Below are 10,616 nucleotides of genomic sequence, written 5' to 3'. Positions count from 1 at the left end.
GGGTTGCTCATAAAGCCGGGTGTACGTCGATCTTTGTAGGAGCGAAGCTTGCTCGCGAAGGCGTCAGACCTGACACACCGCGTCATCGTTCTTCGCGGGCAAGCCTCGCTCCTACAGTGGGTTGCTCAGCAGTTCCTTCTGCGGGTTGAGGCTCCTTGTGCTGGGGTTGAGGATCATCAGCGCAGCCTTTTCGGCAATCATCAGCGTAGGCGAGCACGTATTGCCCGAGGTAATGCGCGGCATGATCGAGGCATCAGCGATGCGCAGTCCGGGAATCCCGTGAACGCGCAACTCGGCATCGACCACGGCCTGCACATCGTTGCCCATGCGACAGGTGCCCACCGGATGGAAAATCGTCGTGCCAATTCGTGCGGCGGCTTCGTGCAGTTCCTCTTCGGTCTGCAAGCTATCGCCGGGCAAGTACTCGACCGGTTTGAACGCTCGCAGGGCCGGGGCGGCGACGATGCGCCGGGTCAGGCGAATGGCATCGGCCGCGACCCGCAAATCCTCTGGATGGCTTAAATAGTTGGGTTGAATCAGCGGCGCTTCCTGCGGATCGGCGGAACGAATCTCCACCCGTCCGCGACTCTGCGGCCTTAAATCGCAAACCGACGCCGTGAAAGCAGGGAAGGCGTGCAACGGTTCGCCGAAGCGTTCCAGCGACAGCGGTTGCACGTGGTATTCGAGATTGGCCGAGGTCTGTTCCGGCCCTGACCGGGCAAACGCCCCCAGCTGACTCGGCGCCATCGACAGCGGGCCGCTGCGGTCGTACAGATAACGCAGGCCCATGCCCATCTTGCCCCACACGCTGCCAGCGATCTGGTTCAGGGTGCGGGCGTTTTCCAGTTTGTAGATCAGCCGCAGTTGCAGGTGATCCTGCAGATTGCCGCCAACGCCCGGCAGTTCATGAGCCACACCGATCCCCAGTTTTTCGAGCAGCGGGCGAGGGCCGATCCCGGAGCGTTGCAGAATGCTCGGTGAACCGACGGAGCCTGCGCACAGCACGATTTCCTTGCGCGCCTTGAAGGTTTTTGCCTGACCTTGGTAACGGGTGCTGACCGCCGAAGCCCGGCCGTTTTCCAGCAGCACACGGTCCACTTCGACGTCGGTCAGCACGGTGAGATTGGCGCGATTGCGGATCGGTTTGAGAAACGCCTTGGCCGCGTTCCAGCGAATCCCGGCCTTCTGGTTGACCTGAAAATAGCCGCAGCCTTCGTTGTCGCCCTGGTTGAAGTCATCGATGCTGGCAATGCCGCTTTGCTCGGCGGCACTGCGGAACGCATCCAGAATCGGCCACGACAGCCGCTGACGCTCGACCCGCCAGTCGCCGCTGGCGCCGTGAAATTGCGAGTCGCCGGCAAAATGGTTTTCGCTTTTCTTGAACAGCGGCAGCACGTCGTTCCAGCGCCAGCCCGGATTGCCGTCAGCGGCCCAGCCGTCATAGTCGCCAGCCTGGCCGCGCATGTAGATCATGCCGTTGATCGAGGAACAGCCGCCCAGCACTTTGCCGCGCGGGTAACTCAGGGCGCGACCTTGCAGGCCGGGTTGCGCTTCGGTCTTGAAGCACCAGTCGGTGCGCGGGTTGCCGATGCAGAACAGGTAACCCACGGGGATGTGAATCCAAGCATAGTTATCGCGGCCGCCGGCTTCGAGCAGCAAGACGCGGTGTTGCGGGTCGGCCGACAGCCGATTGGCCAGCAAACAACCGGCCGGCCCGGCGCCGACCACGATGTAGTCGAATTCATCAAGGGAAGTCTGCATCCCTGACCTCGTATTGTTGTTCTTGTTGTCGGTCATCCTAGTTGTTAGCTTTCGTCAAAAGAATGTTAGTTTTTGCGCAGCCGCTGTGCGTTTTCAGACAGCGCCTCAAACAGCGTAGCCCCAAGGACGACTCATGTTCGACTGGAATGACCTGCGGTTTTTTCTCGAATTGCAACGCAGCGGGCGTTTGCTCACCGCCGCCCGCCGTTTGAACACCACCCACGCCACCGTCGCCCGGCACATCGAGGCCATCGAAAAGAGCCTTGGCACCGCGCTGTTTGTCCAGCATGCCCAGGGCTACGAAATGACCCCGGCCGGCGAAGCGCTGCTCAAGCACGCCGAAGCCATGGAAAACGTCGCGTTGCTGGCGCAAGAGGAAATCACCCAGTCCACGGCGCCACTGGGCAAGATCCGCGTTGGCGTGACCGAAGGGCTGGGCATCATGTTCCTCGCCAGCCGCATGAACGGCCTGTTCGAACGCTACCCCGGACTGGAAGTGGAGCTGGTGGCGGTGCCGCGCTTCGTCAGCATCCTCAACCGCGAAGCCGAAATCAGCATCCACCTTGAACGCCCGGCCGCCGACATGCTGGTCACGCGCAAACTCACCGACTATCGCCTGGCGCTCTACGCCAGCCAGGCCTACCTCGACAAGGCACCGCCGCTTCACAGCCGCGAAGACCTCGGCCGCCACGCGTGGATCGGCTACGTCGACGACTTACTGTTCAGCCAGGAACTGATGTTCCTCAACAGTTTTTGCCGCAACCCGCAGGTGGTGTTCCACAGCACCAGCGTCATCGCCCAGCAACAGGCGGCACGGTCGGGATTGGGGATTGCGGTGCTGCCGTGCTACATGGCCAGCGCCGATCCGGAGCTGGTGCCGCTGTTTCCGGACGAGAGCATTGAGCGCAGCTACTGGATCAGCACGCGGCGGGAGCTGCACAAGTCGGTGAGATTGCGGGTGATGTGGGATTACGTGGTGGAGTTGTGCGAGGCGGAGCAGGGGTTGTTGATGGGATAGCCTGCCAATCCTCCATCATAGATCTCTGATCAACCAAGCAATGAAGCAACCAACACAACCCCTGTGGCGAGGGAGCTTGCTCCCGCTGGACTGCGCAGCTGTCCTGGTCTTCAATTCGGGATGAAGACAAGGAGCGTCCTCCGACACTCCGTCGCGAACAAGGGAGCGTGCAGCATGACCGAAGAGACAAAAGTGAAAGGCCCGGCGTCGTACTTCCCGTCCATCGAGAAAAAGTACGGCCAGCCCATCAACCATTGGCTGGAGCTGCTCGGGACGGTGAGCGGCAAGAAGCATATGGAAATGGTGGCTTTGCTGAAGGATGAGCATGCAATGGGGCATGGCCATGCCAATGCGTTGGTGGCGCATTATTTGGCGGGTGTTAAAAAGTGAGGCCGCTGTAAACGGCTGCAATGTGGAATGGCGGTGAGAGGGGGGCTGGATGTGCCACCGCCATCGCGAGCAGGCTCACTCCTACATGGGTTCTGCGTCGTTCGCGAGTGTTGTGGTCAGCATAGCCTCCTGTGGGAGTGAGCCTGCTCGCGATGGCGCCAGCTGGCTCACCGCATTCTGCCGGGATCACTCAAACATTCGGCGGCAACTCGCGGGTGGTGCGCTGTAGTGGGTCGCGGGGTTGGCTGTCGGGAATCGACAGCGTGGCGCGCAAGCCGCCTTCCGGGCGATTGGCCAGGGTGATGCGTCCGCCCAGTCGGGTGGCGATGGTGTTGACGATGGTCAGGCCCAAACCCGCGCCATGGGCATTGCCACGGCTGTAGAAGCGTTCGAACAACCGCCCGCGATCCGCCTCGTCGATGCCGGGCCCCTGGTCCTCGACGCTCAGCGAATAGAAGCCGTCCGCCTGACTGAGTTGCACCGTGATGACCCCATGCTCCGGGGAAAAGTTTGCCGCATTGCTGATCAGGTTGTTCAAGGCGATGTCGATGGCGGCGGCGTCGGCCACCACTTCAAAGGGGCGATCGGTGACGTCGAAGGCCAGCTCAAGGTTCTTGCTCAGCAACCACGGCGTGAGCTGCACGAGGCTGTCGCGCACGGTGGCGGCCAGGTCGATGCGTTGCTGTACAGGTGCGATGGCTTTGGGTTCGAGGCGGGCCATGGTCAGCAATTGATTGACCAGGCGGCTGGTGCGGTCGACGCCGGCGATCAGGAATTCCAGGGATTCACGGCGCTCCTGTTCCGTGCCGGCTTCCAGCAGGTTTTGCGCATGCACACGCAGCACGGCCAGCGGTGTGCGCATTTCGTGGGCGGCATCGGCGATGAAGCGCCGCTCGCGGCCCATCACTTCCTGAATCTGCGCGAGCATGCGGTTGAGCGCCGCTTGCATCGGCTCCAGTTCACTGGGCAACGGCGTCAGTTGCAGAGGCTCCAGCGAACCGCTGTGCCGCGCGCGCAAGGTCGCCGCCATGTCTTCCAGCGGCTTGAGGCCCCAGCCGATGGCCAACCAGATCATCGCCGCCAGAATCAGGCTGCCCAGCACATTGGGCCCCAAGGTATGGCGCACGATCCGGTCCACCAGGTCCGAACGCACGTCGTCCCGTTCGCCCACCCAGATTCTCAGACCGTTCTGTTTGTCTACCAACAGGAACGCACGCCAATGGCGGTTGTTGAGGTCCACGACGTCGCTGAAGCCGGGTGTCGACGGCGGCGCGCTGAAGGAGGGCGCACTGGCCGTGTGCACCAGCACTTCGCCGTTGAGGGTCCAGACTTGAAAAGCCATCTTGGTTTCATAGGGATGGCCATCGACCCTCGGCTCGGCCTCGCCCAGCGCCTTGTTGAAGGCCTGATACAGATCGGCGTGTTCCTTGCTCGCCATCGGCATGCGCATCACCCCCTGCAACAGCCGGGCGTTTTGCGCGAGTTGGGCATCGTAGACTTCGGCGATTTCGTGATTGCTGTCGTGCAGGTTCAACAGGCTGATCACCGCCAGCCCTACCAGCATCAGGCCAATGATCAGCGTGAGCGTGCGGCGCCGGATCGACGTCATCGGCGCTCCTCCACCAGGTAACCGACACCGCGAATGGTGCGGATCAGGTCGGTGGAGAATTTTTTGCGCAGGTGATGGATGTGCACTTCCAGGGTGTTGCTTTCGGCTTCTTCATTCCAGCCATACAGCAACTGCATCAGATGATCGCGGGTCATGACCCGGCCCGGCGGCGAGAGCAATTCGTGGAGCAGCTGATATTCCTTGGGCGTCAGAGCCACCGGCTCGCCCAGGTAGCTGACTTGCTGGGTGCCGGGGTTCAGGCTGATGCCGGCGTGTTCGATCAGCACCTGGGCGCGGCCGGCACTGCGCCGCAACAAGGCCCGCAGGCGAGCCTTGAGTTCCGCCAGATCAAAGGGTTTGACCAGGTAATCGTCGGCCCCGGCGTCCAGCCCGGCAATGCGGTCTTCGGTCGCATCCCGGGCGGTGAGGATCAGCACCGGCAGGTTGGAGCCGCTGTCCCGCAAGCGGCGCAGCACTTCCAGCCCGTCCATGCGCGGCAGACCGAGGTCGAGCACCGCCAGGTCAAAGGTTTCACTGAGCAGCGCGTGCAAGGCGCTGGTGCCGTCCTTTAGCCAATCGACGGTATAACCTTCGCGGCCCAGGGCTTGATGGATGCCCTCGCCGAGGGCCACGTCGTCCTCAATCAGTAATAAGCGCACACGGACTCCTGTCAGTTGAGTTTCTTGTTCACGTCCACCAGCAACGTTTCGATCTCTTTGCGTCGCCCGGCGTCGGCGAGTTCACGGCCTGGCCTTGGGGCGGCCTGCAGGGCTTTTTGCAACGCGCTGCGGGCTTCGCTGTAACGTTTTTGACGGTAGAGGTGATCGCCCCAGAAGTACAGACTATCGATGCCCTCCGGGTTCAGTTGCAAGGCCTGTTTGAGTAACTGTTCGGCCTTGTCCGAGTCACCGAAACCGATGGGCCAGCCGGGGACGCGATCATACAACGCGCCGAGGCTGGTATAGGCCGAGCCTTGCAGGGCTTTGGGGTCCAGCGTCATGGCTTTTTCCAGATCGGCTTTCGCGGCCTTTACCTTGCTCAGCGCACCGAGGCCACCTTGGGCGCCGGCCCAGCTGCTGTTGACGATGCCGGACCAGATCCAGGCTTCGGCCACCGATTGACGTTCCTGGGTGAACGCGGATGCCTGGCCTGCCAGTTTCTCGAATGCAGCCGTGCGTTGCGCTTCCGGGACTTCGTATTGAATGTGCGCCCAGCTTTGCTGGATGCCCTGGAGGCGTTGCTGATCGGCGGGTTCCAGTGCCCAGACGCTTTGGCTCAGAGCCCCCAGCAGCAGGCAAGCGATGATCTTCTTCATGGTTTGAGGGTCTCGTTGTCGGGCTTCTGACTCAGGCGACGGATCAGCGGCAATTGCTTGCGCAAGCCACGGTCCACCAGATTGGGCAGCAGGCTGTTCAGGCGCACAAAAAAGCGCTCCGGCCAGCCGAGGTACAAGTCGCGCCGGTCACCGGCAATCGCATGCATCACCGCGGCGGCGACGGTTTGCGGATCGTCGACGTTGGCCTTGAGCGCATCGTTCAACGCCTGCGCCGCCGGGCTGTTCATGCTGGTGCGGGTAGCGCGCGGGGCGACGTAGAGCACGCTGACCCGGGTGTCCGCCAACTCCCGGCGCAGGGCCTCGGAAAACCCGCGCAAGGCAAACTTGGTGGCGCAATAACTGGCGTAACCGGGGTAACCGATGGAGCCGTAAGTTGAGCCGACGTTCACCACCATCGCGCTCTCGGCTTGTTTGAGCAGCGGCAGCAGGGTTTTGGTCAGGCAAATCGGCGCGCTGATGTTAAGGGCCATCATGGCGTGGATATCGCTGTCCTCCAGCTGCTCAAGCATGGCGAAGTGATTGATCCCGGCGGCGTTGATCAGCAGGTTGATCCCGCCAATCGATTCGGCTGCGGTCAGCACCTTGCGTCGGTCGGACAGCACGGTCAGGTCCGCGCCGACCCAGCACAGGTTTTGCGGATAGCGTTCAAGCAAAGGCCGCAGCGGTTCCTGGTGCCGAGCCACCGCCAGCACCCGGGCGCCGCTGGCGCACAACGCGGTGGCGATCGCCAGGCCGATACCGCCGCTGGCGCCGGTCAGCACCACGCGGGCATCATGCAACTTCATGCAGGGCCTCCCCGTCACGCGGCAAGCCGCGGAACATATCGGTGTAAAGTTTGTACACCACTTTGGAGGCGTGAATCACCGCAGCCTGGTCGTCCGGATCGTCGAGGGTATTCATCAACCGGCGATAGGTCTGCATGTGTTCGATGTCCAAAGAGCCATGGGAACTGAGGTAACTGAAGGCGCTTTCCGGCAACGCCAGGCGCTCGCGGATGCTGCCGGCGGCGTGGGTAGCCAAGGCAATGCTGGTGCCTTCCAGCACGTTGACCATGCCGAACAGGCCGACCGGGTTATCGCGAGCGATCAGGTCGTAGAGGTAGCTGACCATCAATTCAATCGGCAGGCTCGGACGACCGTCGCGCACGGCAATGCGGTCGCCGCCGCAGGCTTCGATATCGTCCAGCACCCACTGCTCGTGACCGTATTCCTCCTCGATGTACTCGCACACCGCTTTGCGCAGCCATTCCAGGCGCGACGGCAATTTCGCCCCGCACGCCATCATCAACGGCACGGTGTGGCGCACGTGGTAATAGGCTTGCGCCAGGAAGGCCCGGTAGCTTTCCAGGCTGACCTTGCCCTCAAGGGCATCGCGGATGACCGGCAGGTTGAACAGTTCATGGCGTTCGTGTTGCGTGGCTTCTTGCAGCGTGTCGAAAAAACTCATGATGCGGATTCCTCGGAAAGTACAGATTCAGTCAGTTGCGCCCGGTAACGCTCGATGATGGCGTCACGGCGCGGGCGGCCATTGGCGGTAAGCAGGCCATTGGCGGGGGTGAAAGGTTGATCGAGACGGGTCCAGTGATGGACCTGCGCATAACCGGGCAAGGCCTCGTTGGCCTCGGCGACGGCGGCAGCCAGTTCGGCGTCGGTGCAGTCCGGGCGATGGGGCCAGAGCAGCGCATGGTTGTGCGGCATGGCTTCGCCGTAGACGAAGGCCTGGGCGATATGGCGGCGCTGGGTCAATTCAGCCTCGACCCATTCCGGGTTGACGTTGCGTCCGAAACTGGTGACGAATTGATGCTTCTTGCGCCCCTTGAGGTAGAGAAAACCGTCCGGGTCGAACTCGCCGAGATCGCCGGTCGGCCACCATTCATCGGTGTGCGGCGCCTCTCCCAGATAACCGAGCAAGGTCGAACCCTTGACCAGCACCTCGCCGTCCTCGGCCAGGCGAATCGTGACGTGGGGCAGGGGCCGGCCGACACTGCCGAGACGGCGCGCTTCGGGGCGATTGAGGCACACGACCGAGGCGCACTCCGACAGGCCGTAACCTTCGTAAACAGGGATGCCGATGCGTTGCGCGCGGTGCAGCAATTCCTCGGATACCCGCGCGCCACCCACCGCCGCAAACCGCAACGAGTAAGGACTGAAGGCTTTCTGCTCGGCGGCGCTGACCAACATCTGCAACAACTGCGGCACCAGGATCAGGCTCTCCGGCGCCCGGGTGGCCAGGCAACCGAGCAGACGCGGCACATCAACACCGCTGGCGCCCTGAATCCCCAGGGTTTTCTGACTGGGCAAACTCAACGTGGCCCCGGCATACAGCGCGGCGTAGCAACCGAGGTTTTCCAGCAAAATCGCCAGGGGTAACAACGCCAGATGATGCTGCGGATCGGCGGGTTTGCTCGCCTGATTCAGTTCGCGAGCGACCGTCAACAGGCTCTCGGCGCTGAGGCACACGCCTTTGGGCGTGCCCGTGGTGCCCGAGGTGAAGGTCAGTTTGGCGGTCCCTTCCGGCATACGGTTCGGGCCGCTGAACGTGCGGCGCCAGAACTCACCGGTCTTTTCGTAGCCGGCCGCCTGCAACTCGTCGTCCAGCGCGGGTTCGGCAATCACCCGTTCGGCCTGGCTCTGTTCCAGACAATGGGCGCGCTGAGCGGGGCTGAAAAAAGGCGGCAACGTCAGGCAAGTCAGGCCTTCGAACAGCGCGGCCAGGTCCCAGAGCATCGCTTCGACGCCATTGTCCAACGCCAGCGCAATCACCTTGACCTGCTCATCGCGCAGCCGTTGCTGGCGATACACCACCTCGGCATACAGCGTGGCGTAATCCACCTTCTGATGATCACCCCACAATGCGATGGCGCTGGTCTTGCGCTCGGCATGGCTGCGCAAGGTCTGTTTGAAACGCTCGGTTTCAGGCGACATGGCTGGATTCCTCAAGGGATGTCGGCAAACCCAGGCGATTGAACATCCCGATGTTGCGCAAATGAATAAAACCGGCGCGGATGTTGCCGACGTGCACCCAAGGCTTGCTCTCGTAATAACTGCCCCAGTGCTGGCGTTCGTCCCCCAGCCGCTCAGGGTCGGCCGCGCACAGCGTCACCGGTTTCAAGCCCAGGCGATGAAAGCTGTTCACCAAGCCGATGTTGCCGGTGAACGCCACCCATTCCAGGCCGCCCATGGCCAGCAAGTAAGTGATGGCGATGATGCTCATCCGCGCACTGCCGGTGTCACTGGCGGCCAGATTGCCGACCTCGACGATACCGGCACGATCCACCGGGCGGTCCGCCGCAGCGCTGATCAGCGGCTCGATCGACTCGTCCAGATAACGTTCCAGAAACAACGACTCAGCATTGGCCATGCGCACACCGGCCACTGCACACAGCGAGCCGGAGGCATCGCTCATGCCAAACAGCTCCGGCATGAAATGACGAATATCGGCGCCATGGGCCTTACGAAAACGTTGCTGAATAAAGGCTTCAAAGACCGGGCGCTCGACGTCGTCCGGTAACGCCCTGGCCAGGTTCATCGGCGGAGCTTCGGCCTGGCCGAAGCGTAGGGGTAGAGGAATATTCCATTCAAAGTCAGGCATTGGAAGACGCCTCCCGAGTAAGTGTGGGAGAAGTATCGAAGCCATTTCTTAACGGAATCTGAAGGTAAGAAAAAGATCATCTCCGCTGTCTTCAGATTGCCTTAAGACTTCGCGGGCAGGGTGTGCCCCGTCGGTGCGTTGACACACCGCACCCCGGCCGCACGAATGACTCGGCCGCCGGCAATGACATTCATGAGGCCCGTTATGACCCGCGAATCAATGACCCATCGGTATGGAAAACTCTCGATCACCTTGCACTGGCTGATGCTGGCGTTGTTTGTGGGCGTGTACGCCTGCATCGAAATCAAAGGCCTGCTGCCCAAGGGCCAACCGTTGAGAGCCATGTTTCTCGGGCTGCACGGCCTCTTCGGCCTAAGCATCTTCGCCCTGGTGTGGGTGCGACTGCTCGGTCGCCTGACGCCTCGGCCACCGATCACCCCGGCACTGCCCAAATGGCAGACCGGCGTTTCGCACCTGATGCACCTGGCCTTGTACGTATTAATGATCGCCACGCCGCTGCTGGCCTGGCTGATGCTGTCCGCCGGCGGCAAACCGATGCCTTATTTCGAGTTCTACCTGCCATCGCCGGTCGCGGTAGACCCGGACCTGGCCAAGCAATTCAAGTACTGGCACGAACTGCTGGGCAGCGCGGGTTACTGGCTGATCGGCTTGCACGCGGCGGCGGGGTTGTTTCACCACTACTGGGTCCGCGACAACACCCTGGCCCGCATGCTGCCCGGTCGATCCAACAATCCCATCAACCAGCGCCAGCGTTAATCCCAAACCCGGTGCCAACCAGACACCGGCCATATCCATAGCCACCCCGAGACCCCGAATTCACCCCAAACCCCCTGTGGGAGCGAGCCTGCTCGCGATGGCGTCTGGGATGACGCCATCAACTCCAGCCAAAA

Annotated in this window: 11 protein-coding genes; 3 read left to right on the top strand and 8 right to left on the bottom strand. The window is 62.1% G+C overall.

Annotation, left to right across the window (positions count from 1 at the left end):
* Window positions 1-111 precede the first annotated feature (111 nt).
* A complete protein-coding gene (locus FHL16_RS33190) occupies window positions 112-1,761 on the bottom strand; it encodes a GMC family oxidoreductase (RefSeq protein ID WP_077750502.1) in 1,650 nt (549 codons plus the stop codon).
* A gap of 133 nt (window positions 1,762-1,894) precedes the next feature.
* Between FHL16_RS33190 and FHL16_RS33185 the strand changes: the two genes are divergently transcribed.
* Both FHL16_RS33185 and FHL16_RS33180 read left to right on the top strand, forming a co-directional pair.
* Window positions 1,895-2,779: a LysR family transcriptional regulator gene (locus FHL16_RS33185; protein WP_010459579.1), complete on the top strand. Its 885-nt coding sequence runs from the start codon at window positions 1,895-1,897 to the stop codon at window positions 2,777-2,779.
* 174 nt (window positions 2,780-2,953) lie between these two features.
* Window positions 2,954-3,169, top strand: coding sequence for a DUF4287 domain-containing protein (locus tag FHL16_RS33180; RefSeq protein WP_077750501.1), 216 nt, complete (start codon window positions 2,954-2,956; stop codon window positions 3,167-3,169).
* Window positions 3,170-3,359: 190 nt separating this feature from the next.
* Here FHL16_RS33180 and FHL16_RS33175 read toward each other — a convergent pair whose 3' ends face one another.
* The 7 genes from FHL16_RS33175 to FHL16_RS33145 are packed head-to-tail and all read right to left on the bottom strand — an operon-like array spanning window position 3,360 to window position 9,705.
* Window positions 3,360-4,778, bottom strand: coding sequence for an ATP-binding protein (locus tag FHL16_RS33175; protein ID WP_010459583.1), 1,419 nt, complete (start codon window positions 4,776-4,778; stop codon window positions 3,360-3,362).
* Entirely contained in the window at window positions 4,775-5,437 is a 663-nt protein-coding gene (locus FHL16_RS33170; RefSeq protein ID WP_010459585.1) for a response regulator, read from the bottom strand. The genes FHL16_RS33175 and FHL16_RS33170 overlap by 4 nt, the downstream gene beginning before the upstream one ends.
* Before the next feature lie 11 nt (window positions 5,438-5,448).
* On the bottom strand, window positions 5,449-6,093 hold the full coding sequence (locus tag FHL16_RS33165; protein WP_077750500.1) for a tetratricopeptide repeat protein: 645 nt from the start codon (window positions 6,091-6,093) through the stop codon (window positions 5,449-5,451).
* Window positions 6,090-6,899: an SDR family oxidoreductase gene (locus FHL16_RS33160; RefSeq protein ID WP_010459589.1), complete on the bottom strand. Its 810-nt coding sequence runs from the start codon at window positions 6,897-6,899 to the stop codon at window positions 6,090-6,092. Before FHL16_RS33160 ends, FHL16_RS33165 begins: the two co-directional genes overlap by 4 nt.
* Window positions 6,886-7,560: a TenA family transcriptional regulator gene (locus FHL16_RS33155; protein WP_077750499.1), complete on the bottom strand. Its 675-nt coding sequence runs from the start codon at window positions 7,558-7,560 to the stop codon at window positions 6,886-6,888. The genes FHL16_RS33160 and FHL16_RS33155 overlap by 14 nt, the downstream gene beginning before the upstream one ends.
* The gene (locus tag FHL16_RS33150; protein ID WP_077750498.1) at window positions 7,557-9,038 is read right to left on the bottom strand and encodes an AMP-binding protein; all 1,482 of its coding nucleotides are present in this window, start codon (window positions 9,036-9,038) and stop codon (window positions 7,557-7,559) included. The genes FHL16_RS33155 and FHL16_RS33150 overlap by 4 nt, the downstream gene beginning before the upstream one ends.
* The gene (locus FHL16_RS33145) at window positions 9,028-9,705 is read right to left on the bottom strand and encodes a thermostable hemolysin (RefSeq protein ID WP_042932122.1); all 678 of its coding nucleotides are present in this window, start codon (window positions 9,703-9,705) and stop codon (window positions 9,028-9,030) included. The genes FHL16_RS33150 and FHL16_RS33145 overlap by 11 nt, the downstream gene beginning before the upstream one ends.
* Window positions 9,706-9,909: 204 nt before the next feature.
* On the opposite strand from FHL16_RS33145, the gene FHL16_RS33140 reads away from it, so the two are divergent.
* The gene (locus FHL16_RS33140; protein WP_077750497.1) at window positions 9,910-10,482 is read left to right on the top strand and encodes a cytochrome b; all 573 of its coding nucleotides are present in this window, start codon (window positions 9,910-9,912) and stop codon (window positions 10,480-10,482) included.
* Window positions 10,483-10,616: the final 134 nt, after the last annotated feature.

Source organism: Pseudomonas sp. FSL W5-0299, assembly GCF_005930655.1.
GTDB classification, from domain to species: Bacteria; Pseudomonadota; Gammaproteobacteria; order Pseudomonadales; family Pseudomonadaceae; genus Aquipseudomonas; species Aquipseudomonas mandelii.
Note: the sequence above shows the minus strand (reverse complement) of the source record. Positions and strands in the feature narration are given on the sequence as shown.

Bases quoted from the DNA above. Each gene is read 5' to 3' on its own strand.
- FHL16_RS33190 (WP_077750502.1), bottom strand. From the start codon at position 1,761: ATGCAGACTTCCCTTGATGAATTCGACTACATCGTGGTCGGCGCCGGG.
- FHL16_RS33180 (WP_077750501.1), top strand. From the start codon at position 2,954: ATGACCGAAGAGACAAAAGTGAAAGGCCCGGCGTCGTACTTCCCGTCC.
- FHL16_RS33165 (WP_077750500.1), bottom strand. From the start codon at position 6,093: ATGAAGAAGATCATCGCTTGCCTGCTGCTGGGGGCTCTGAGCCAAAGC.
- FHL16_RS33160 (WP_010459589.1), bottom strand. From the start codon at position 6,899: ATGAAGTTGCATGATGCCCGCGTGGTGCTGACCGGCGCCAGCGGCGGT.
- FHL16_RS33175 (WP_010459583.1), bottom strand. From the start codon at position 4,778: ATGACGTCGATCCGGCGCCGCACGCTCACGCTGATCATTGGCCTGATG.
- FHL16_RS33185 (WP_010459579.1), top strand. From the start codon at position 1,895: ATGTTCGACTGGAATGACCTGCGGTTTTTTCTCGAATTGCAACGCAGC.
- FHL16_RS33140 (WP_077750497.1), top strand. From the start codon at position 9,910: ATGACCCGCGAATCAATGACCCATCGGTATGGAAAACTCTCGATCACC.
- FHL16_RS33150 (WP_077750498.1), bottom strand. From the start codon at position 9,038: ATGTCGCCTGAAACCGAGCGTTTCAAACAGACCTTGCGCAGCCATGCC.
- FHL16_RS33155 (WP_077750499.1), bottom strand. From the start codon at position 7,560: ATGAGTTTTTTCGACACGCTGCAAGAAGCCACGCAACACGAACGCCAT.
- FHL16_RS33145 (WP_042932122.1), bottom strand. From the start codon at position 9,705: ATGCCTGACTTTGAATGGAATATTCCTCTACCCCTACGCTTCGGCCAG.